The sequence below is a fragment of the Arthrobacter cheniae genome (assembly GCF_003602275.1).
Classification (GTDB): domain Bacteria; phylum Actinomycetota; class Actinomycetes; order Actinomycetales; family Micrococcaceae; genus Arthrobacter_D; species Arthrobacter_D cheniae.
Map to the genome: position 1 here is coordinate 55,929 of NZ_QZVT01000001.1, position 22,372 is coordinate 78,300.

20 protein-coding genes are annotated in these 22,372 nt (G+C 68.0%); 13 read left to right on the plus strand and 7 right to left on the minus strand.

Annotation, left to right across the window (positions count from 1 at the left end; genetic code table 11):
* Positions 1-134 precede the first annotated feature (134 nt).
* From D6T63_RS00280 to D6T63_RS00290, 3 genes are read left to right on the plus strand one after another with little or no spacing between them, the layout of a single operon-like run.
* Positions 135-1,544 (plus strand): MFS transporter, encoded by a 1,410-nt coding sequence (locus D6T63_RS00280; protein WP_120147044.1) that lies wholly within the window; start codon positions 135-137, stop codon positions 1,542-1,544.
* 3 nt (positions 1,545-1,547) lie between these two features.
* Positions 1,548-3,719 carry a molybdopterin oxidoreductase family protein gene (locus D6T63_RS00285; protein ID WP_120147045.1) on the plus strand — a complete coding sequence of 724 codons (2,172 nt, stop codon included), beginning with the start codon at positions 1,548-1,550 and terminating at the stop codon, positions 3,717-3,719.
* A complete protein-coding gene (locus D6T63_RS00290; protein WP_120147046.1) occupies positions 3,716-5,239 on the plus strand; it encodes an FAD-dependent oxidoreductase in 1,524 nt (507 codons plus the stop codon). The genes D6T63_RS00285 and D6T63_RS00290 overlap by 4 nt, the downstream gene beginning before the upstream one ends.
* 64 nt (positions 5,240-5,303) lie before the next feature.
* Here D6T63_RS00290 and D6T63_RS00295 read toward each other — a convergent pair whose 3' ends face one another.
* From D6T63_RS00295 to nirB, 3 genes are read right to left on the minus strand one after another with little or no spacing between them, the layout of a single operon-like run.
* Positions 5,304-6,425, minus strand: coding sequence for a uroporphyrinogen-III synthase (locus D6T63_RS00295; RefSeq protein ID WP_120147047.1), 1,122 nt, complete (start codon positions 6,423-6,425; stop codon positions 5,304-5,306).
* Positions 6,422-7,477 (minus strand): uroporphyrinogen-III C-methyltransferase, encoded by a 1,056-nt coding sequence (gene cobA / locus D6T63_RS00300; RefSeq protein WP_120147048.1) that lies wholly within the window; start codon positions 7,475-7,477, stop codon positions 6,422-6,424. The genes D6T63_RS00295 and cobA overlap by 4 nt, the downstream gene beginning before the upstream one ends.
* Positions 7,478-7,479: 2 nt before the next feature.
* Positions 7,480-10,152 carry a nitrite reductase large subunit NirB gene (gene nirB, locus D6T63_RS00305; RefSeq protein WP_120147049.1) on the minus strand — a complete coding sequence of 891 codons (2,673 nt, stop codon included), beginning with the start codon at positions 10,150-10,152 and terminating at the stop codon, positions 7,480-7,482.
* A 239-nt stretch (positions 10,153-10,391) separates the two neighbouring features.
* Between nirB and nirD the strand changes: the two genes are divergently transcribed.
* Positions 10,392-10,754 (plus strand): nitrite reductase small subunit NirD, encoded by a 363-nt coding sequence (nirD, locus tag D6T63_RS00310; protein ID WP_120147050.1) that lies wholly within the window; start codon positions 10,392-10,394, stop codon positions 10,752-10,754.
* Between the two features lie 75 nt (positions 10,755-10,829).
* Entirely contained in the window at positions 10,830-11,630 is an 801-nt protein-coding gene (locus D6T63_RS00315) for a sirohydrochlorin chelatase (protein ID WP_120147051.1), read from the plus strand.
* Positions 11,631-11,734: 104 nt separating this feature from the next.
* Here the strand turns inward: D6T63_RS00315 and D6T63_RS00320 are convergent, their stop codons facing one another.
* The 4 genes from D6T63_RS00320 to rplM form a co-directional block, all read right to left on the minus strand.
* On the minus strand, positions 11,735-12,352 hold the full coding sequence (locus D6T63_RS00320; protein WP_120147052.1) for a DinB family protein: 618 nt from the start codon (positions 12,350-12,352) through the stop codon (positions 11,735-11,737).
* Positions 12,353-12,396: 44 nt separating this feature from the next.
* Positions 12,397-13,755: a phosphoglucosamine mutase gene (glmM, locus tag D6T63_RS00325; protein ID WP_120147053.1), complete on the minus strand. Its 1,359-nt coding sequence runs from the start codon at positions 13,753-13,755 to the stop codon at positions 12,397-12,399.
* Positions 13,756-13,873: 118 nt separating this feature from the next.
* Positions 13,874-14,371 carry a 30S ribosomal protein S9 gene (rpsI, locus tag D6T63_RS00330; protein WP_120147054.1) on the minus strand — a complete coding sequence of 166 codons (498 nt, stop codon included), beginning with the start codon at positions 14,369-14,371 and terminating at the stop codon, positions 13,874-13,876.
* 40 nt (positions 14,372-14,411) lie between these two features.
* On the minus strand, positions 14,412-14,855 hold the full coding sequence (rplM, locus tag D6T63_RS00335) for a 50S ribosomal protein L13 (protein WP_120147548.1): 444 nt from the start codon (positions 14,853-14,855) through the stop codon (positions 14,412-14,414).
* A gap of 465 nt (positions 14,856-15,320) precedes the next feature.
* Between rplM and D6T63_RS00340 the strand changes: the two genes are divergently transcribed.
* The 8 genes from D6T63_RS00340 to D6T63_RS00375 all read left to right on the plus strand — a co-directional run bounded on the left by D6T63_RS00340 (position 15,321) and on the right by D6T63_RS00375 (position 22,280).
* Complete coding sequence (locus D6T63_RS00340) at positions 15,321-15,536, plus strand: Flp family type IVb pilin (protein WP_120147055.1); 216 nt, start codon at positions 15,321-15,323, stop codon at positions 15,534-15,536.
* A 92-nt stretch (positions 15,537-15,628) separates the two neighbouring features.
* The gene (locus D6T63_RS00345; RefSeq protein WP_120147056.1) at positions 15,629-16,015 is read left to right on the plus strand and encodes a TadE/TadG family type IV pilus assembly protein; all 387 of its coding nucleotides are present in this window, start codon (positions 15,629-15,631) and stop codon (positions 16,013-16,015) included.
* The gene (locus D6T63_RS00350; RefSeq protein WP_120147057.1) at positions 16,003-17,037 is read left to right on the plus strand and encodes a Tad domain-containing protein; all 1,035 of its coding nucleotides are present in this window, start codon (positions 16,003-16,005) and stop codon (positions 17,035-17,037) included. The genes D6T63_RS00345 and D6T63_RS00350 overlap by 13 nt, the downstream gene beginning before the upstream one ends.
* Entirely contained in the window at positions 17,034-17,804 is a 771-nt protein-coding gene (cpaB, locus tag D6T63_RS00355; protein WP_120147058.1) for a Flp pilus assembly protein CpaB, read from the plus strand. The genes D6T63_RS00350 and cpaB overlap by 4 nt, the downstream gene beginning before the upstream one ends.
* Positions 17,801-18,997 (plus strand): AAA family ATPase, encoded by a 1,197-nt coding sequence (locus D6T63_RS00360; protein WP_120147059.1) that lies wholly within the window; start codon positions 17,801-17,803, stop codon positions 18,995-18,997. Before cpaB ends, D6T63_RS00360 begins: the two co-directional genes overlap by 4 nt.
* Positions 18,997-20,445, plus strand: coding sequence for a CpaF family protein (locus D6T63_RS00365; RefSeq protein ID WP_120147060.1), 1,449 nt, complete (start codon positions 18,997-18,999; stop codon positions 20,443-20,445). Before D6T63_RS00360 ends, D6T63_RS00365 begins: the two co-directional genes overlap by 1 nt.
* 13 nt (positions 20,446-20,458) lie before the next feature.
* Complete coding sequence (locus D6T63_RS00370) at positions 20,459-21,385, plus strand: type II secretion system F family protein (RefSeq protein WP_120147549.1); 927 nt, start codon at positions 20,459-20,461, stop codon at positions 21,383-21,385.
* A gap of 10 nt (positions 21,386-21,395) precedes the next feature.
* Positions 21,396-22,280, plus strand: coding sequence for a type II secretion system F family protein (locus D6T63_RS00375; RefSeq protein WP_120147061.1), 885 nt, complete (start codon positions 21,396-21,398; stop codon positions 22,278-22,280).
* The last annotated feature ends 92 nt before the right edge of the window (positions 22,281-22,372 follow it).

Genomic DNA, 22,372 nt, shown 5'->3' on the forward strand with positions numbered 1-22,372 from the left:
CACCGAAAGTTCTCACCATGCAGTACCGCTCCGGATAGGTGAACGTCACGGAGCGTTTACGCAGCAGGTCCGGACCGGAAACGCGCGCTCATTAGCCTCGGGGGAAAGCAGGAACACCATCCCTGGAGGACTCCGTGAGCATTGACGAAGCAGCATCCAAATTGGCCCTGGCCCCGGCGCCGGCCGGGACCGCCCCACCGCTGAACCATCGCCCCGGCCGCTGGATCGACAACTGGGACGCTGAGGACCCGACGCAGTGGAACAGCGTCGGCAAGTCCATCGCCAAGCGCAACCTGCAGTGGTCCATCGCCTGTGAGTTCCTCGGTTTCGTGGTCTGGCAGCTCTGGTCCATCGTGGTGGTCTATCTCCCCGCCGCGGGCTTCACGTTCACCACGTCGCAGATATTCTGGCTGATCTCGATGCCGTCCCTGGTCGGCGCGACACTGCGCATCCCCTACACCTTCATGGTGCCGAGGTTCGGCGGCAGGAACTGGACGATCATCTCCGCCCTGCTCCTCCTGATCCCGTCCATCGGGCTCGCACTCTGCGTCTCGAACCCGGAGACACCGTTCGGCGTCATGCTCGCCGTCGCTGCGCTCGCCGGCTTCGGTGGCGGCAACTTCGCCAGCTCGATGGCGAACATCACCTTCTTCTACCCGGCCCGCGAGAAGGGCTGGGCGCTCGGCCTCAACGCAGCGGGAGGCAACCTCGGCGCCGCCGTCGCGCAGCTCGTGGTCCCCATCGCCGTGGTGCTCGGTGCCGCCGCGACCCTGAACCTGCCGCTCGCCGGCCTGGTATGGGTGCCGCTCATCCTGGTCGCCGCGTTCGGCGCCTGGAAGTACATGGACAACCTCTCCAGCGCGAAAAGTGATCTCGCCGGCTCCCTGGCGGCCGTCCGCGAGCCACACCTGTGGATCATGGCTTTCCTCTACATCGGTACCTTCGGCTCCTTCATCGGCTTCGCGGGTGTCTTCCCGAAGCTGATCGTCGATTCCTTCCCCGCCTTCTCCACCATCAGCATGGGCGGGGTCACACTGGGCCTGGCCTTCCTCGGCCCGCTGGTCGGTTCCCTCGCCCGGCCCTTCGGCGGACGCCTCGCAGACCGGTTCGGCGGGGCACTCATCACGGTCGGCGCCTTCGCCGTCATGGCGGCGATTGCCCTCTCCGTGGTCTGGACGCTCCCCCTGTCCAACTTCTGGCTCTTCCTCGGACTCTTTCTCGTGCTCTTCGCCGCGGCCGGCGCGGGCAACGGCGCCACGTACCGGATGATCCCGATCATCTTCGCCCGGCGGGGAGCGGCTGCAGGTTCCGGTGAGGTGCGCGAATCCGTCAGCACCGCCCGCAAGTCGGCGGCAGCCCTCGGCCTCATCTCCGCGGTCGGCGCCTACGGCGGCTTCCTCATCCCGCAGGTCCTCAACGCCTCGAAGGGTGCGTCCGGCAGCTACGACGGAGCGTTCTACGGCTTCGTCGCCGGCTACGTCCTGATGCTCGCCGTCACCTGGTTCTTCTACCTCCGCCGCTCCTCGACGCTCGGCAAGGTCTGACAGATGGCGGAGCAGGTGGAGACTGCGACCCACTGCCCCTACTGCGCCCTCCAGTGCGCCATGACCGTCACCGCGGGCCACAGGCACAGCGACGACCGGAGCGACGCCGTGACGGTCACCGGCCGCGAGTTCCCCACCAACCGCGGTGGCCTCTGCCGGAAGGGCTGGTCCGCAGCTGAACTGCTCCACCACCCGGACCGCCTCACCGCTCCCCTGCTGCGGGGCGCGGACGGGGTCCTGCGCGAGGCGGCCTGGGAGGACGTCCTCCAACTCATCAGCGAGCGCGTCCAGGCCATCCAGGCGCAGCACGGCCGGGACGCCGTCGCGGTCTTCGGCGGTGGTGGCCTCACCAACGAGAAGGCGTACACCCTCGGCAAGTTCGCCCGACTCGCCCTGCGCACCTCCCGGATCGACTACAACGGCAGGTTCTGCATGTCGTCCGCCGCGGCCGCGGGAAACCGGGCCTTCGGCGTCGACCGCGGACTCCCCTTCCCCCTCGAGGACCTCGATACCGCCTCCGTGGTCCTGCTCCTCGGCTCCAATGCCGCGGATACCATGCCGCCCTTCGTCCAGCACCTCCGCGGCGCGCAGGCCGCAGGCGGACTGATCGTCGTCGATCCCCGGCGTTCCGCGACCGCCCGCCTCACCGAGCAGGGCAAGGGCGTCCACCTGCAGCCCACCCCCGGCACGGACCTCGCGCTCCTCCTCGGGCTGGCCCACGTGGTCGTCACCGAGGGCCTCGAGGACCGTCGTTTCCTCGAGTCCCGGACACGCGGGTACGACGACGTCGCACGCGGACTCGCACGCTGGTGGCCCGAGCGGGTGCAGGGCATCACGGGAGTTCCCGCAACCGCCATCCGCGCGACCGCGCGGTTGCTCGCCCGCGGAGCACGCAGTGGGGCGGACGGCGGGCCCGGCGCCTACATCCTTACTGGGCGGGGCATCGAGCAGCACGCCGACGGTACCGACACCACCACGGCCGCGATCAACCTCGCACTGCTGCTCGGCCTGCCCGGCACCCTGCACAGCGGTTACGGGACCCTCACCGGCCAGGGCAACGGTCAGGGCGGCCGCGAGCACGGGCAGAAGGCGGACCAGCTGCCCGGCTACCGCAAGATCACCGATCCCGCCGCGCGCGCCCACGTCGCGTCCGTCTGGAACGTCCCCGAGGACGCCATCCCCGGTCCGGGTCTCCCCGCCGTGGAGCTCCTCGCATCCCTCGGCCGGCCCGGCGGCACCCGCTGCCTCTTCGTGCACGGCGCGAACATCGCGGTCTCGGCCCCGAATGCCTCGACGGTGATGGACGGCCTCCGTTCCCTCGATCTCCTCGTCGTCTCCGATTTCTTCCTGTCGGAGACCGCGGTCATGGCCGACGTCGTCCTGCCGGTCCTGCAGTGGGCCGAGGAGGAGGGCACCGTCACCAACCTCGAGGGCCGTATCCTCCGACGTCGCCCCGCCGTCCTCCCACCCGCCGGCGCCCGCAGCGAACTGTGGATCATGCAGGAGCTCGCGCGGCTGCTCGACGCTCCCTCCCTGTTCAGTGAGGACCCCTCGACGATGTTCGACGAGCTCGCCCGCGCGAGCGCCGGCGGGCTCGCCGACTATTCCGGGCTCGACTACGCCGTGCTCGACGCCGGAGTCCCCGCCTACTGGCCCTACCCGAGCGGAAGCACCGGCACCCCCCGCCTGTTCCTCGATACCTTCGCCCACCCGTCCGGACACGCCGTGCTGGTACCGGTCTCCCCCCGGATCGACGCGAACGCCGCCCGCGTCCCCGCCCCCCTGCTCCTCGCGACGGGCCGCCTCCTCGAGCACTACCAGTCGGGCACGCAGACGCGGCGCGTCCCGGAACTGCTCGCGGCCCAGCCCGGAGCCCGCCTGCAGCTCCATCCCGCCACGGCGCAGGACCTCGGCATCAGCCAGGGCGAAGCCATCGTCGTCACGAGCGCCCACGGCGAAGCCCACGCCGTCGCAGACCTGACCACGGACATCCGCCAGGACACCGTCTTCCTCGCCTTCCATTACGCAGGGTCCGGCAGCGCCAACCTCCTCACGGGCAGCGCTACGGACCCGGTCTCGGGCATGCCGGAGTTCAAGACGACGCCGGTCCGGGTATCGGCCCTGTCCGCCCACGCGCGCGGCGAGGCTGCGCATCACCGGGAGGTCTTCGCATGAGCAGCACCGACGCACCCGTACCGGAAAGGATCGTCGTGGTGGGCTTCGGGCCCGTCGCGGCCCGGCTCGTCGAGCACCTCGAGCCACTCGTCGCCGCAGGAACGGTGGCGCTGACGGTGATCGGCCAGGAGCAGGACGCCGCGTACAACCGGGTGCTCGTTGCGGACGTCGCCGTCGGCCGTACGTCGGAGGCCGCCATCCGGCTCGCGGACGCGGCTGCGCTCATCGCCCTGGGTATCGACGTACGGCTCGGTGCGCACGTCGCGAGGGTGGACCGGCCCTTCCGGCGGGTCCTGCTCGACGACGGACAGGCCATCGGATACGACCGGCTCGTACTCGCCACCGGGTCCCGCCCCCTCCTGCCCCGGCTCGACGGTCTGGACGGTGCGCGTTCCCTTCCGCCGGGCGTCAGCTTCCTCCGCGACCTCCGCGACGCGCGTGCCGTGTCAGCAGCCCTGGCCGCCCAGGAACGCATCGTGGTGCTGGGCGGCGGCATCCTCGGCATCGAGGCCGCCCTCGCCGCCGCCGAGGAAGGAGGGCGGGTCACGCTCGTCCACAACGGCCGGGCACCCATGGAGCGGTTCCTCGGTGAGGGCGCCAGGGTCCTGGCTGCCGCGCTGATGAAAGCCGGCATCACCGTGGTGGGCGGCGCCTCCACCGGGATCACGGTGACGGACGGACACTTCTCGGGGCTCATGCTCGAGGGCGGAACCCTGGTCGACGGCGGTGCCCTCGTGCTCGCCTGCGGCGTGCGTCCGCGGACCGAGCTCGCCGACGGCTGCGACCTGAACACCGCCGCCGGCATCCTCGTGGACCACGAGCTCCGCGCGCTCGACACCCGGGACATCTGGGCCATCGGTGACTGCGCCGAAGTGCGCTGCTGGGACGGCTCCTGCCTGGCCTGCGCCGGTGTCACCACTCCGCAGGGCCTGATCGGGCCGGGCTGGCAGCAGGCCGACCAGCTCGGCATGGCCTTCGCCGCCGAGCTGTCCGGCACCCCGGCTGCCGTCGTCGGCCCTCCTGACCGGCGAAGTGCCGTCCTCGTGCTCAAGGCCCGGGGCCTGGATGCCGTCACCGCGGGTGAGACGGACGTGGATCCGTGGACGGTGGAACCCGGGCTGGCCGTCGCCGTCTGGACGGACCCGGGGCACGGGCGCTACGCCAAGATGGTCACGCGCGACGGCGTGCTGACGGGCCTGGTCTGCGTGGGCATGCCGCGGACCGGCGCCGAGCTGGTGCTGCTCTTCGAACGCCGGAGCGAGTTGCCCGCCGACCGCTCCAGCCTCCTGCGGCTCGACAGCATCGAGGGAGCCGTCGCAGCCCTGCCGCCCGGGCCGGACGCGACCCTGTGCCGGTGCGCGGGAGTCACGCGCGGCGTGGTGCAGGAGTCCGTGCAGCAGGGGTGTGCTTCGGTGAAGGAGGTCTCGGCGGGCACGCGGGCAGGGACCGGGTGCGGAAGCTGCCACGACGACATCAGGGCCGTGATCGAGCAGCACTTCTCCGTCGCGGTGGCATCCTGAGGGGCACCGGCGTCCAGAGGGGCACCGGCGTCCTGAGAGGCACCGGCGTCCTGAGGCAGGGGTGCTACACGTGCAGCCGGTACCCGCGCTTGACCACGGTCTCCACCAGCTGCGGGTCGGGCAGGGATTTCCGCAGCCGGTTGACGTTCATGTCGAGTGCATGGCCGGCGCCTGTGTGGGCGAGCAGGTTCGTCAGGGCGTCGCGGCTGAGGACCGCGCCGCGCGCCGACAGCAGCGCCTTGAACAGCACGAGCTGGGCCGGCGCGAGGTCCACCTGCATGTCGTCGACCCGGACGGACCTGCCGCGCACCTCGACGTACCCGGCACGCGTCCGCAGCTGCTCCACATGGTGCTCGGCGAGGTGGTCGCACACCAGGCGGATCAGCGCGCCCATCCGGAAGCGCTCGGGGACGATCGGCTCGATCCCGGCGTCGATCAGGGGCTGCGCGGTGACCGGCCCGACCGCCGCGGCGAGGACGCTCCGCTGGAAGCGCCGGACGAGTTCCTCCTGGAGGCCCTGCTCGGCCGCCGTGCTGAAGAGGGCGTCGACGGCGGGCGCACTCGTGAAGGTGACGCAGTCCAGCTGCCCCGCGCACACGGCGTCGATCAGGCGCGGCAGGCGTTCGGAGCCCTCGGGCTTGATCCACCGGTAGGGCGTGACGGTGAGGAGGGTTGCTCCCGCGGCCCTCAGCCGCGCCAACTGATGCGCATCGGCGTAGGCGTGCAGCTGCACGCCGATAATGAGGCCGGACAGGTCCTGCTGCAGCAGTTCGTCCACGAGCGTCGCCGTCGTCTCGTCGGAACTGATGCCGACGTCGTCGAGCCCTGCCGCTCGTACCGCTCCCCTGGCCTTGGGGCCGCGCACGTAGATGCGGCCCCCGCCGAGCACGTCGAGGAGGTCGTCGCCCAGCCCTGCCGCGTCCGCGGCCTCGAACCAGCGCCGCATTCCGTAGGCCGTGGTGATGATGAACAGATCGGGCCGGGCCTCGACCATCGCCGCGGTGTCGGCGAGCAACTCGACATCCTCGGCGATGGGCGCGATCTTCAGGGCGGGCGCGTGCAACACGGACGCACCGCGCCTCTCCAGGGCGTCGATGAGGTCTCCCGAGCGGCGGTCCGAGGTCACGCCGATGCGGAATCCGACGAGCTGGCCCCCTGTCGGGTCCGCGCGGATGGCCTCGGTCATGATGCCAGCGATTCGGTCAGGCGCGCGAGGTGGGCGGCTTCGCCCTGTAGGTCGAGGCCTACGCGCACCACTTCCCCGATCACCAGGACGGCAGGCGACTGGCAGCGTGCGGCACCCGCCGCCGTGACGATGGTGGAGAGTGTCCCCGCCGTCGTCCGTTGCGACGCGCTGTACCCGCGCTCGACGACGGCGACAGGCATGTCCGCCCGCATGCCGGCCCGCCCGAGGCCGGCGACGAGTTGCGGAAGCGTGGAGACGCCCATCAGGACGACGACGGTCCCGCCGAGGCCTGCCAGGTGGAGGTGCTCCTCGTCCGTCAGGGGTGCGTGGCCGGAGACGACCGTGAACAGGTGGCTGACTCCGCGGTGCGTGACCGGGATGCCCGCGGCGGCCGGCACGGAGATCGCGGAGCTGACGCCCGGGACCACGCGGCACGGTACTCCTGCCTGGATGCAGGCGGCGAGCTCCTCACTGCCGCGTCCGAAGACGAAAGGGTCTCCGCCCTTGAGCCGGACGACGTGCCGCCCGGCCAGCGCGTGGTGAACCAGGAGGTCGTTGATGCCGGACTGCGGGACGCGATGGTGCCCAGGCAGCTTCCCGACGTCGATCAACTCGGCCGCCGGAGCGAGCTCCGCCAGCGCCTCCGTGGGGGCCAAGCGGTCGTACAGGACGATGTCGGCCTCCCGCAGTGCTTCAGCGGCGTCCAGTGTCAGCAGCCCCAGCGCGCCCGGTCCACCCCCGATCAGGGTCACGTGACCGGCCTCCACGGCAGCAGCCTCCCGGGTGAGCAGGACTCCGGCCCGGCGGCACTGACCCCGCAGCGAACCTCCGCCGTCGGGTCCTCGCGGAGGTGCCTGTCCGTCCACCGGCGCCCCGTCCACCAGGACCACGAGGTCCGCGGCCTCGAGCACGGCCTGAGTCACCGCAACCGGATCCTGGAGGCGCTCCACGTCGGCTCCCGCGGCCCGATACCGTGCCACCGCCCTGCGTGAGAGCCGCTCCGCCCCGATGACCAGGACGCGCCTGCCTGCCAGATCGATCTCGAGGTTCATGATCAGCCTTCCCTCAGTGCTGGAGCTCCGGTTGCGGCGCGAACGGGGATCGCCACACCGAGGCCCACGCGGCGGGCGCCGGCCTCGATCTCGGCCGGGGTGGCGGGGCGCTGCTGCCCGCGCTCCTCGACGAGGACGATCGACTGGTCTGCGGCGTCGGGAGCGTTGACGAAGGAGCGGAACCGGCGGAGCCGGTCGGGATCCTTCAGCGTTGCCGCCCATTCGTCCTCGTAGTGCTCCACGTGCCGGGCCATGGCCGCCTCGAGGTCCTCGGCGATCCCGAGCGAGTCGTTGATGACCACGTCGCGCACATGCTCGAGGCCGCCGTCGAGGTCGTCCATCCAGCGTGCTGTCCGCTGCATGCGATCCGCAGTCCGGATGTAGTACATGAGGTAGCGGTCGATATAGCGGATCAGAGTCTCGCCGTCGAGGTCCTGGGCGAGGAGCTGAGCGTGCGCGGGCTGGAAACCGCCATTGCCTCCGACGTACATGTTCCAGCCCTGGTCCGTGGCGATCACGCCCACGTCCTTGCTGCGTGCCTCCGCACACTCCCGGGCGCACCCCGAGACGCCCATCTTGAACTTGTGCGGCGCGCGGAGCCCGCGGTACCGCATCTCGAGGTCGATCGCCATGGCCACCGAATCCTGCACGCCGAAGCGGCACCAGGTGGACCCCACGCAGGACTTCACATTGCGGAGGGCCTTCCCGTAGGCCTGCCCGGACTCGAACCCCGCCTCGACGAGGATCTTCCAGATCTCCGGGAGCTGCTCCAGGCGGGCCCCGAAGAGGTCGATGCGCAGCGCTCCGGTGAGCTTGACGTACAGGCCGAACTGCTCGGCGACCTGCGCGATCACGGCGAGCTTCTGGGGTGTGATCTCCCCACCCGGGATGCGCGGCACCACCGAGTAGGTGCCGTTGCGCTGCATGTTCGCGAGCGCCCTGTCGTTGGTGTCCTGCAGGGCGCCGCGTCCGCCGTCGAGCACGTACTCCCCGCGCTGGGTGGCGAGGATGGAGCCGATGGCGGGCTTGCAGATGTCGCAGCCGTGGCCTGTCTTCGCCTCGTCCGTGACACCGAAGCGCTGGATGATGTCCTGGAAGGAAGCCAGGTCGAGGGCCTGGATGGCTTCGAACAGTTCGGGCCGTGACATCGCGAAGTGTTCGCAGATGCCCCGGGAGACAGTCTTTCCCGCCTTCGTGAGTTCGCTGTCCAACAGCTTCTTGAGCATGGGTACGCAGGAACCGCACTGGGTCCCGGCGCGGGAACAGGCCTTGAGTGACGGCATGTCGAGGGCGGGCTCCACCGCGGCACCGTCCTCATCCAGTCCGTGCACCGCGGAGCGGCACGCCCCGGCGGTGACGTTGTTGCAGGAGCAGAGGATGACGTCGTCGGGCAGTTCCGACTGGGGCGCCTCACCGCCGGCGGAGGACAGGTAGGCGCCGGGCTCGGCCGGGAGTTCCCGTCCCAGCAGGGGCCGGAGTGCCGAGTAGGGAGCGGCGTCGCCGACGAAGATGCCGCCGAGGAGCGTTTTCGCGTCATCCGTCACCACGAGCTTCTGGTACAGCCCGCGGGCAGGGTCGGCATAGACGATCTCGAGGCTCCCCTCCGCCTCCGCGAGCGCATCTCCGAAACTCGCCACCTCGACACCCGAGAGCTTGAGCTTGGTCGCGGTGTCGAAGCCGGGGAAGGTGGACAGGCCGCCGAGGATGCCGTCCGCGCAGACCTCGGCCATGGCGTTGGCCGGAGCCACGAGGCCCATGCTGACACCCTCGTAGCTCGCCACTTCGCCGATAGCCCAGACGCCGGGCATCGCGGTCTCGCAGCCGGCGCCGATCACCACACCGCCGCGCGGCGCCACCTCGAGCCCTGCCTCACGTGCCAGTTTGTCGCGGGGCCGGATGCCGACGGCGAAGACCACCAGGTCCGCGGGGAGCACGGTTCCGTCGCTCAGGCCCACGGCGGTGACGCGGCCGTCGTCGTCCGTGTCGATCGACGTCGGTGCGCCGCCGCAGTGGATGCCGAGTCCCTTCGCGGTAATGAGGCGGCCGAGTGCCTGGCCGGCGCCCTGGTCGAGTTGTGCGTTCATGAGCCAGCCGGCGCGGTTGACCACGGTCGCCTCCGCACCGAGGTACTGCAGCCCTCCGGCCGCCTCGAGGCCGAGGAGCCCGCCGCCGATGACGACGGCGCGGGGCGCCCGCCCGAGCTCTGCCGACAGGCGGGCCGTTTCGGTGCGCAGCCACTGCACGTCGTCGAGGGTGCGATAGACGGCTGCCTGCTCGCCGTTGGCCAGGGGCAACCGCACGGCGTCGGACCCGGTGGCGAGGACGACGTCGTCGTACGCATACGTCCCACCCGACGCCCCGACGACGCACCGCGCCGCGAGGTCGAGCCGGACGGCACGCTCCCCCGTGACGAGGCTGATCGCGGGCTCCCGCCACATGAGCGGTTCGCCCAGCGCGAGGTCGACGTCACCCGTCAGCGCGCTGCTCAGCGCCACGCGGTCGTACGGTGCGTGCGCCTCCTCGGTCAGGACCGTGACGTGCACGCCGTCCGTGCCGCGCCGCCAGAGCGCTTCGACGAAGCGGTGCGCCGCGGGTCCGCCGCCGACGACGACGATGCGCCGGTCCGTCGGTGCCGGGGCGCCCTCAGCGGGCCGGGATGATCGCGTCTCGCTCATTGTGGTGCCTTCCGTCCGGACCTGGTGGCCCTGCTCCTGGTTCCACAGTACGAAGGCGCGGTGTCCCCTGTGTGTCGCCCATGTATCGCGACGTTAACTTCGCGCTCACGGGACCGCCGGAGCATGGTGAGCCGCTCGTTACCGTGACGCAACAGCCCCGGGACGTGGGCGACACGTGCGGTGCCTAGCGTTGACCCCAACGCACAGCGGAGACGTCAGCCACCATCGAGGAGAACGCCATGACCGAGCTCATCCTGCAGCGTCCTGGGACATCGGAGACCAGCTGGGTCCCGGTCTGCCGCCTCGATGACCTCGAGGTGTGTTGGGGTGAGGCGGCCCTGGTCGACGGCGAGCAGATCGCCCTGTTCCGGCTGCCGGGCGATCAACTCCACGCCGTCGGGAACATCGATCCGCGCACCCGGGCGGCCGTCATGGCCCGGGGCATCGTCGGTTCCCGGGGCACCGCTCCGACCATCGCCTCACCCCTCCACAAGGAGGTCTACGACCTCGTGACCGGGGCCTGCCTGTCCGGCGGCGAGGGACTCCGCGCCTACCGGGTCAGGTGCGTCGGCGGCGTCGTCGAGGTCGGCATTGCCGCCTGACATCCCCGCCGCACTTCGACCCGCATGTCGACCCGGACTTCGGCCCGCGCGTCGGTCGATGCTTAGATTGCTGCCATGACCGAGCACCCCGCACCCGCCGTCGCTCCGCTGCTCATCGCGTGCTCGCACGGCACCGACAACGCGCAGGGACGCCGCGAGATCGACGCCGTCCGGGCAGGCATCTCGGCCCTGCGACCCGAGATCGATGTCGTCGAGGCCTACGTGGACGTGCAGGAGCCGGATCTCGTGGACGTCATCGCATCGCTCCCGCCGGGCCGCACCGCCGTGATCGTGCCGCTCCTGCTGTCGGTCGGATACCACGTGAAGGTGGACATCGCGCGGACCGCGGCCAGCAGGCCGGGAACGGTGTCCGCCCTGCCGCTGGGCCCGGATCCGCGCCTCGCTCAGGTGTTGCAGCAGCGGCTCGTCGAGGCAGGCGTGGCCGACGACGACGCCGTGGTCATCGCCGCGGCCGGATCCTCGGACGCCTGTGCGGCGGAAGACGTCGCCGAGGTGCAGGCGGTCCTCGGCGAACTCAGGACGGGCCTGGTGCGCCCGGGCTTCGGTTCGAAGGCGTCCCCCTCGGTGCCGGAGGCGGTGGCCGCCTACCGTTCCGGTGACCGGCAGCCCAGCGTCGCGCTGGCGTCCTACCTGCTCGCGCCAGGCTACTTCCATGACCAGCTCGGAAAGGCCGGGGCCGACGTCGTCAGCGCTCCCCTGCTGCCGAATCCCGTGATCGCGGAGATTGCGCTGTCGAGGTACGACGACGCCGTCGCACGCGCACAGGGTTCATCGCTGGACGCTGCGCCGTGCCCGAGGCCGTGCAGGGCGCTCGTCTCGACCTGTGTCCGCAGCGGCTCGGCGCAGACCGTCTGAAGCGGCGCTGCCTCTTACCTTCTGAAGGAGCTCTGACTCACCTTTTGAAGCGGCGCTTGCTCTCACCTTCTAGAGGGGCGCTGGCTCTCACCGGAGACGCGGACTCAGCCCGGATGGCCTGATGCAACGCGTGCCCCGGCCTCGACGCGCTGGGCGTGGGCGGCACGGCCCTCGGCGTCCGCCGCCCCGAGATTCGGATCGTCCGCTCCCCTGCCGAGGGACCCGTCGATGAGCTCCCGCAGGATGTCCGCGTGACCCGCGTGCTGGGCCGTCTCGGAGATCATGTGCACCAGGATCTGCTGGAGGGTCACGGAACGCCGTTCCTCCGGCCACCAGGGCACGGCTCCGGGTGCGTCCAGCGGAAGGGCCTCGATGGTGGCGTCGCTGTGTTCTGCCGAGAAGGCGTGCAGTTCCAGGATGCTCTCGCGCGACTCTTCGGGAGTTGCCCACATATCCGCTTCCGGTCGGGCCCCATCGGCCATCCATGGCAGCACACGGCCGCTCGGCCGCCCGAACACCTCACCGAAGTACTCGAGCTCCACCGACGCGACGTGCTTGACCAGTCCCAGCAGATTGGTGCCGGACGGCACGAGCGGCCGCCGTATGTCGTACTCTCCGAGCCCGTCCAGCTTCCCGAGGAGGTCCCCGCGCCGTCGTTGGAGATAGAGCAGCAGGGTGTCCTTCTGGTGGTCCCGGTATCCCGCGACGGTGCTGGTGTCCATCCGGGCACTCTAGGCCACGGGTCTGGACGGGTGGAAGGACGGAGCTAGGCGACCGGCTCGAGGGAGAGGCGTTCCTGCACCGTCGCCGCGAGCTCCTCGGCAATGCGCTGCGCGGTGCTGGTGTCAGCCGCCTCGACCATCACGCGGACAACAGGCTCGGTGCCGGAGGGCCGCAACAGGACACGCCCGGTCTCGCCCAGCAGGACCTCGGCCTCGCGGACGGCATGCTGCACGCCCTCGTCGGAATCGGCCGCTGTGCGGTCCACATCCCGAACGTTGATGAGGACCTGCGGGAGCTTCGTCATGACGGCGGCGAGTTCCTTGAGGGTCTTGCCTGTTCCGGCCATGCGCGCCGCGAGCTGCAGGCCGGTGAGGACTCCGTCGCCCGTGGTCGCGAATTCGGCGAAAATGACGTGGCCGGACTGCTCGCCACCCAGGCTGAAGTCGCCGTCGCGCATCCCCTCGAGGACGTAGCGGTCGCCGACGCCCGTCTCCTTGATGGTGATGCCGGCCTGGCGGAGCGCGATCTTCAGGCCCAGGTTGCTCATGACCGTGGCCACGAGCGTGTCGTCCTTCAGCTTCCCGGCGTCCTTCATGGCGAGGGCCATGACGGCCATGATCTGGTCGCCGTCCACGATGGTGCCCTCGTGGTCGACGGCGAGGCAGCGGTCGGCGTCGCCGTCGTGCGCGATGCCCAGGTCGGCGCCGTGCTCGAGGACGGCGGACTGGAGCTTCCCGAGGTGGGTGGAGCCGTACCCCTCGTTGATGTTGACGCCGTCGGGGTTCGCACCGATGACCACGATGTCCGCGCCGGCGTTCCTGAAGACCTCGGGCGAGCAACCGCTGGCGGCGCCGTGCGCGCAGTCGAGGACGACTTTCAGTCCGTCGAGGCGGTGCGGAAGGGTCTGGAGCAGGTGGATCACGTAGCGGTCCTCGGCGTCGGCGAACCGCTGGATGCGTCCGACGTCGCCGGCCACGGGCCGGACGCGCTCGCTGGCCATCTCGGCCTCGATGGCGTCTTCGAGGGCGTCGCTGAGTTTCTTGCCGCCACGGGCGAGGAACTTGATGCCGTTGTCCGGGGCGGGGTTGTGCGAGGCGGAGATCATGACGCCGAAATCGGCCTTGAGGTCTGCGACGAGGAACGCGGCGGCCGGTGTCGGCAGGACGCCTGCGTCGTAGACGTCGACGCCGGAGCTGGCGAGGCCCGCCTCGACGGCGGCAGCGATGAACTCGCCGCTGATGCGGGGGTCACGGGCAATCACTGCGGTCGGCCGGCGTCCACCGTCCACGGCGTTGTGCCCGAGGACGACGGCGGCGGCCTGCGCCAGGTGCAGGGATAGTTCAGCCGTGATCAGGCCATTGGCCAGACCGCGCACACCATCGGTGCCGAATAATTTGCTCATCGTTGATCATCCTAAGTGAAGAACACGAGACCGCTCAGTGGGTCCTCAACAGGTTAAAGCACGATGCCCGTCCGGAGAGCCCGGACGGGCATCGATGCCTTGCCAATGGTAGGCAGGATTAGCGCTTGGAGTACTGAGGTGCCTTGCGAGCCTTCTTGAGACCAGCCTTCTTACGCTCGATGACGCGGGCGTCACGAGTCAGGAAGCCTGCCTTCTTGAGGGCGGGGCGGTTGTTCTCGCGGTCGATCTCGTTCAGCGTGCGTGCCACACCGAGGCGAAGGGCACCGGCCTGGCCGGACGCTCCACCACCATGGATACGGGCGATGACGTCGTACGCGCCGTCGAGCTCGAGGAGCTTGAAGGGGTCGTTGACTTCCTGCTGGTGCAGCTTGTTCGGGAAGTAGTCGGCGAGCTCGCGCCCGTTGACGATCCACTTGCCGGTGCCGGGGACGAGGCGCACGCGGGCGACTGCTTCCTTACGGCGTCCAACGGCTCCGCCGCCGACGGTGAGCGCGGGGCGCTCCTTGACGGCGGTCTCGCTGCCTTCGGTGGACTCTGAGGTGTAGCTCGTAAGCTCCTCAGTCGGTTCATTCAGCTCTTCAGTGTTCTGAGCCACGGTTCTCCTTGAAGTGATTTCTTAGTGTTGGTGGCCAGGACTACTGGGCGACCTGGGTGATTTCGTAAGTCGAGGGCTGCTGCGCTGCGTGGGGGTGCTCCGCGCCGCGGTAGACCTTGAGCTTGTTGATCTGCTGAGCGGCCAGCGAGTTCTTCGGAAGCATGCCGCGGATAGCCTTCTCCACTGCGCGCTCCGGGTTCTTCTCCAGGAGTTCCGCGTAAGTGGTGGACTTCAGACCGCCCGGGAAACCCGAGTGGCGGTAGGCCCGCTTCTGCTCGAGCTTGGCACCGGTGAGGGCTACCTTGTCAGCATTGATGATGATGACGAAGTCGCCCATGTCCATGTGGGGGGCGAAGGTCGCCTTGTGCTTTCCGCGGAGCAGGATTGCGGTCTGGCTGGCAAGGCGGCCGAGGACAACGTCAGTTGCATCGATAACGTGCCACTGGCGGGTGATGTCGCCTGGCTTCGGGGTGTACGTACGCACGGTTATGGCCTTCGTTTCTATTTCGGTGTCGCCCACATCCACGGAGTGCTCCGTGCCCGCGGGCTCAGCTTATTCATGCGTTACCGGAACTTCAGGTGAGGGCTGAAATACGACCAGTTATCCCGTAAATCTCGGCTCCGCCCCCGGGCCAGGTGGTTCTGCAACTGAACCGCTCCGGAGGGCGCAGACGTATCGAGTTGGGATACGCACAACGACTACCAAGGTTAGCCTGCTGCCGCACTCCAGGTCAAAATGAGGCGAGCGTGCGCCTTCACTCGGACGGGACTCCGGCGCCACGATCGCCGTCGACACCGGCGCTTCCTCAGGTTTTCCGCAGGATCATCGAACCGGCCTGAGCCTTGCCGCAGGATCAGTTCAAATTGTGCTGACAGGAGCTCGCGGAGCAGTAACTTCTGGATAGAGCTGGCGCTGGGCCAGCCGCTCTCACTCTCACAGGAGTCTCATATGCTCGCTCATCTCGCAGCTAGCCTGCACACCCTCGGTTTCACCGTCCAGACCCGTCTTCGCCGTGAAGAGACGGGCGCAACCGCCGTGGAGTACGGCATCATGGTCGCGCTCATCGCCGTCGTCGTCATCGCTGCGGTCACTCTCATCGGCACGAATCTCGATACGGTGTTCGACAAGATCGGCGCAAAACTGACAGTACCTGCCGGCACCTAGGAACCTGGCTTCGAACGATCCGATCGGTGGTGGGAGTCAAGTTCCCACCACCGTCTCACCGCTCATGGCTGCGCCAACCGAAAGGCAAAAAAATGCGGCGACACTGTGAGCGTGGCGCGGCCGCTGTGGAGATGGCACTCGTTCTGCCAGTCCTCATCCTCTTGGTTCTGGGCATCACGGAGTTCGGCCGTGCTTACAACGCTCAAGTGACTCTCACCAATGCCGCGCGAGAAGGCGTGCGCGTTATGGCTATCAGTAAAGATCCTGCCCTGGCTAAGGCAAGGGCCGTAAGCGCTTCCTCAACACTCCACCCGCCACTTCCATTGGGCAACGTTTCCGCAAGCGCTTGCAGCGCTGCTGCCGCCACATCTTTGCCACCTCAAACCACGGTAACAATCACTTACCAGCTGTCCACCCTTACAGGGATAGCGGGTCCCTTCACTCTGAAAGCTACGGGTGTCATGACATGCGGCGGTTGATTCGGGACACAGGACGTTCCTCTGACGAGAGCGGTGCGATTAGTGTCTTGGTCGCCTTGGTCATGGTCGTCCTGCTCGGATTCGCGGCACTTGCCGTCGACGTGGGAATGCTTTATTCCGAGAAGGCGCAGCTCCAAAACGGTGCTGACGCGGCTGCGCTGGGAATTGCCCAGAGTTGCGCCGCGACACCTGTAGACCCTCTTCTCTGCTCCAGTTCCTCTGCCGTAGCAACGGAACTCACCAACGGGAATTCCCTCGATGGCCTCAGCGCCGTCCAGTCTGTTGCTCTGTCTGCAAACCGCGTCGCCGTGACCACGGCAGCCAAGGAGGCAGGCCGGTCGGACAACCGCGTGACCCTCTTCTTCGCCCAAGCTCTTGGAATTTCCTCCGCCGAGGTTGGTGCTCGCGCCAGTGCGGCGTGGGGTAGCCCTACCTCCGGCCCGGCTCCCTTCCCTGTCGTCTTCTCCGAATGCGAACTTCTGGATGGGCCGGGCCTTCAGTTGATCCAGTTTCGGCTGAAGGACGATACTGCTTCGGGATGCGCAGGCGGCCCCCCGGGCGGTTTCAGCAACCTCGATCAGGTACCCGGAAAATGTGAAGCCCTGGTCGATATCAACAACGCGGCGTCGGGCAGTTCCACCGGTAACGGAATCCCCGCCAACTGTTCGCCCTTGCTGACCACGTGGCGCGATCAGATCATCGCGGGCACCCCTCCTGTGGGGCTCTTTCCGATTTACGAGACCATCACCGACAGCGGAACGAACGCCATCTACAGTCTGACCGGATTCGCTGCCTTCGAGGTCCACGGCTGGAAGCTCAAGCAAACAGGTAATCCAGCCTTCCCCGAGGCCTTTCGGCATGAATACCACTCGGGCGCGAAGTGTTCAACAACCCAGTGCATCGGCATCATTGGAAAATTCGTCAAGATGGTATCTCTTGCCGACGCCTACACCCTCGGCCCGTACGACCCCTCAATGGGCACCGCCGTCGTAAAACTCACCCTTGAGGAAGCAACACCATGAAATCCCGCCTCATTGCCGGCGTCGCAGCCGTCGTCCTCGCGCTCGTTGGAGCCATGCTGGTCTTCGGGTATGCGCAGGCTGCGGACACCAGAGCTGTGCAGGGTCTCGACCCTGTTGCAGCGCTCGTGGTTCAGGAGGAGGTACCTGCCGGCACGACGGTCGAGGAACTGACGCCGTTCCTGGAAACCAAGCTGCTGCCCTCGAACGCGGTAGCTGAAGGCGCGGTCAAGGACCTCAGCTCATCGGGAGGTCTGGTCACCGACGTCGATCTCCTGCCGGGTGAACAGCTACTTGCCGAGCGCCTTGTGGACCCTGCCACTACATCTGCTGCAGCCGCAGTTGACGTACCACCTGGTCTTCAGGAGATCTCCTTCTCCCTCGAGCCACAGCGGGTAGTAGGAGGCAAAATCGCGCCGGGAGATTCCATCGGGATATTCGTTTCGATGACAGAAGGCGGACTCGAAGACGCTCCAGAGGAGAGAACCACGCAGTTGGTGCTTCACCAGATCCTCGTGACGTCGGTACAGCGAGCACCCCTCGACGTTGCGGCGGCTGACCCGGCCGCGGATCCTGCGGAGGCAGCCCGCGCCGAAGCCGAAGCCCTCCCTACCGGATCTCTGATGCTGACGGTTGCGGTGGATGACGTTCAAGCAACGAAAATCGCATTCGGCAGCGAGTTCGGGACCCTGTGGCTGAGCAAGGAACCGCTTGATGCAACTCGGAGCGTTCCCCCGATCACCCTTCAAGACAAGGACCTCTACCGATGAGCAGATTCGTCCTGATCACGCCGGGCTCCGAGTTCGAACAGAAGGTCCGGCGCGCGGTCGCCGGCGGCATGCACGGCGAGGTGAAGAGCCTGCCGGCGAGCGTCCTGACCAGCGAAGCCCATGAAATCCTCCAACAGCTCTCCCCCGAGCGGCCCGAGGTCCTCATCTTCGGCCCGGGCCTGCCCGTCGAAGACGCACTCCGCCTCGCCACCGTGTTCGACGTGCAGTTCCCCGAAGTCAGCCTGATCCTCGTCCACGACAGCCAGCCCGACGTCGTCCTGCAGGCCATGCGCGCCGGCGTCCGGGACGTGCTCAGCCCCCTCGCCGACGTCGCCAGCATCCGCACCCAACTCGAACACGCGTGCCAGGCCTTCGCGAGCCGGCGCCGCAGCGACTTCGGCCAGCACCAGGGCCAGCAGGAGAACGGCCTCGTGATCGGGGTGCTCTCCCCCAAGGGCGGTGTGGGCAAGACGACCATCGCCACCAACGTAGCGGTGGGCCTCGGCAAGCTGGCTCCCATGAGCGTGGTTATCGTGGACCTCGACCTGCAGTTCGGTGACGTGGCCACCGGCCTCTACCTCAACCCCGAATATTCGGTGCTCGACGCCGTCTCCGGGTCCGCGACACAAGACTCCATGGTCCTCAAGGCGTTCCTCACCGTCCACCCTTCCGGGATCTATGCTCTCTGCGCTCCCCGGAATCCAGCCGACGCCGACCGCATCAGCACCGAGCAGATCACGCAACTGCTGCAGCAGCTCGCCGCCGAATTCCGTTACGTGGTGGTGGACACCGGACCCGGCCTGAGCGAACACAGCCTCGCGGCTCTCGAACAGTGTACCGACGCCATCTGGGTCACCGGGATGGACGTGCCTAGTGTCCGTGGACTGCGGACAGGCCTGGACCTCCTCGGCCGGCTCAACCTGCTTCCCGAGTCCCGCCACGTGGTGCTCAACTTCGCCGACTCGAAGACCGGTCTGTCGGTCCAGGACGTCGAAGCAACCCTCGGAGCCCCCGTCGACATCTCCATCCCACGCTCGCGCGCCCTCTCCCTGGCGACGAACCGCGGTGTCCCCCTCCTGCAGGAGAACGTCCGGGACCCGGCCACCAAGAACCTCCGCAGCCTCGTCCAGCGCTTCGATCACCAGTGGCGCGCGAAGTCGCAGCGCAAAATGCACCGCAGGGTGGTCATCTGATGAAACTGTCCGACCGCATCCAGGCCGCCGGCCTGCCCCTGACCGCTCCGGCGTCGGAGAAGCCTTCCGCCGAGAAGCAAGCCGGCGAGAAGAAACCGGCACAGAAGGCTGCGCCGTCCACTCCGGCCATCCCCGGAACAGCAGAACCGCAGGCCAGCGCGCGCGTGGACGTCTTCGCCGGGCTGAAACTGCGGGCGGCCTCCGCCCTCTTCGAGCGCATGGGATCCCGCGCCAGCGACACCTCGGTCACCGAGGAGGACCTGAAGGTCGCAGCGCGCGAAGAGCTCAGCGAAATCATCGACGCGGAGCAGGTGCCGCTCACGCCCGACGAGCGCCGTCGGCTGATCCAGGACGTGGCCGACGACGTCCTGGGCTACGGGCCACTGCAGCGTCTCCTCGATGACCCCATGGTCACCGAGATCATGGTCAACCGCATGGACCAGATCTACGTGGAGAAGAACGGCAAGCTGACACTCAGCGGGTCACGGTTCAGCTCGGAACAGCACCTGCGAAGGGTCATCGAACGGATCGTCTCCAAGGTGGGCCGCCGCATCGACGAGTCCTCGCCCTTCGTCGACGCCCGGCTCGAGGACGGCTCACGCGTCAACGCCGTGATCCCGCCCCTTGCCGTCAATGGCTCCTCCCTCACCATCCGAAAGTTCAGCAAGGTTCCGCTGACCGTCCAGAACCTCATCGATTTCGGCACGCTGACCCCGGAGATGGCCGAACTCCTCGATGCCTGCGTCAGGGCCAAGCTCAATATCATCGTGTCCGGTGGAACGGGTACGGGAAAAACAACCCTGCTGAACGTTCTCTCCTCGTTCCTGCCCGACAACGAGCGGATCGTCACCATCGAGGATGCCGTCGAACTGCAGATCCAGAAGCAGCATGTGGTGCGCCTGGAAAGCCGTCCGCCCAACACCGAGGGCAAGGGCGCAGTCACCATCCGCGACCTCGTCCGGAACTCACTGCGTATGCGGCCCGACCGCATCGTGATCGGCGAGGTCCGTGGCGGTGAATCCCTCGACATGCTCCAGGCCATGAACACCGGCCACGACGGGTCGCTGTCCACGGTGCACGCCAACTCACCACGCGACGCCGTCGCCCGCCTCGAAACACTGGTGCTGATGGCAGGAATGGACCTGCCACTCCGCGCCATCCGTGAGCAGCTCGCATCGGCGGTGAACCTCGTGGTCCAGATCTCGAGGCTTCGGGACGGTTCCCGCAGGATCACCCACGTCACCGAGGTGCAGGGAATGGAGGGCGACGTCGTCACGCTCCAGGATGCCTTCATCTTCGACTACTCCGCCGGAGTGGACGCCTCGGGCCGCTTCCTCGGCAAGCCGGTACCCACCGGCATCCGTCCGCGTTTCATGGAGCGCTTCGAGGACATGGGCATCACGGTGTCCCCGGCGGTCTTCGGCGCCGGCCTGACCCGGACCCGGTGACGGCGTGACGTCCATGTTCGTGACCGGCGCGGTTCTGTGCTTCACCGCCATGGGGCTCGTGATGCTGGCGTTCCGGCCGCTGCAGTCCCCCGTACCGCTCGACCGGCGGCGTCCCCTCCAGCTGGAATCGGATTCGCAACTGACCCGATTCGCCGGATCCGCTGTTCGCGGCGTGGAGAACTACCTCCGGCAGCACCCGAAACGATTCCTCCGCCGTGAAGTACTCGAGACCGCGGGCGTGAGGCTCAGCCAGGCCGACATGTATCTCCTCGTCATCACCGGAGGGGTCACCGGACTGGCGATCGGCTGGGTGCTGATCGCGCCCGTCGTCGGGCTCCTGCTCCTGGTGCTCTCCCCCGCCTTCGCCCACCTGGTCCTCTCCTTCCTCACCGGCAGGCGCAGGAAGAAATTCGACTCCCAACTCGGGGACACGCTGCAGCTCCTCACCGGCGGCCTGCGGGCCGGGCACAGCATCCTCCGTGCCATCGACGCTGCAGCCACGGAGGCCGACAGCCCCACGGGTGATGAAATGCGGCGGATCGTCGCGGAGACGAGTCTAGGCAAGGACCTCCTGTTGTCCCTGCTGGATACGTCGAAGCGCATGGAAAACGAGGACTTCGCATGGATTGCCCAAGCCATCCAGATCAATCGTGAGGTAGGCGGTGACCTCGCCGACGTGCTGGACCAGGTGGGCCACACCATCCGCGAGCGCAGCGAGATCAAGGGACAGATCAAGTCCCTCGCCGCGGAAGGCAAGTTCTCGGCCTACATCCTCGCCGCACTGCCCTTCGGGATCGCGATCATGCTCGCCGTGGTCAGCCCGGGCTACGTGACCCCACTCTTCTCCGAACCGCTGGGCTGGGCCATGCTCGGCGGTGCCGCCGTCATGATGACTATCGGGTGCCTCTGGCTCCGCAAGATCATCGACCTGAAGTTCTGAGGACGACGCGATGAATCCGACACTCTCGATGTCCCTGCTCATGGTGGCCGGCCCCCTCGGTTACCTGACGTGGTCCCTGCTCACCTCCGACACCAAGGCACGCAGGACCGTGCAGCAGAACCTCACGCGGGGAGCAGGAGCGGTCGGGGCCGACGCCGTAGTACGACCGAGCCCGCTCCTGCAGTTCGGGCGCCGGCTGACTCCCGAGGGGTACGTCCAGAAGCTGGACCACCTCCTGGCTCTGGCGGGACGCCCGGCGTCCCTGCCGCTCGCCAAGGTCCTCACGGCAAAGCCGGCATTGGCCCTCGTCGCCGGACTGCTGGCGCTCCTGCTCATCAGCTCGAATCCGACGAAGCAGTTCATCCTCCTCGGGATCTTCGTCGTCGTCCTCGCCTACTTCATCCCCGACCTGCTGCTCTACAGCCGGGGCCAGGAGCGCCAGAAGGCGATGCAGCTGGAGCTCGCGAACACGCTGGACCAGATGCTGATCTCCGTGGAGGCCGGGCTCGGCTTCGAAAGCGCTATGCAGCGTGCCGGCGAGAATGGCAAGGGCCCGCTCGCCGAGGAGCTGGTGCGGACGCTGCAGGACATGCAGGTAGGGCGAAGCCGCCGGGAAGCCTACCTGGCCCTGGCCGAACGCAGCAGCATTCCAGAACTTCGAAGCTTCGTCAAAGCTATCGTGCAGGCCGACGCCTACGGGATTGCGCTGTCGGGAGTGCTGCGCACCCAAGCGAAAGTAATGCGCGTCAAACGGCGCCAGCGTGCGGAGGAAAAGGCGATGAAGCTTCCGGTGACAGTACTCTTTCCCCTGCTGTTCTTCATCTTCCCAGTGCTGTTCATCGTGATCCTCGGGCCGGCGGTCATCAACGTCATGGCCACGTTCGCCGGCCAATGAGAGGCTCCTCGAGAAGCTTGATGATCACGTCTATTCAGCCGGAGAATGAGGAAGCACGTGCGCAGTTATGCATCAGCCGCTTCTCGGCAAAC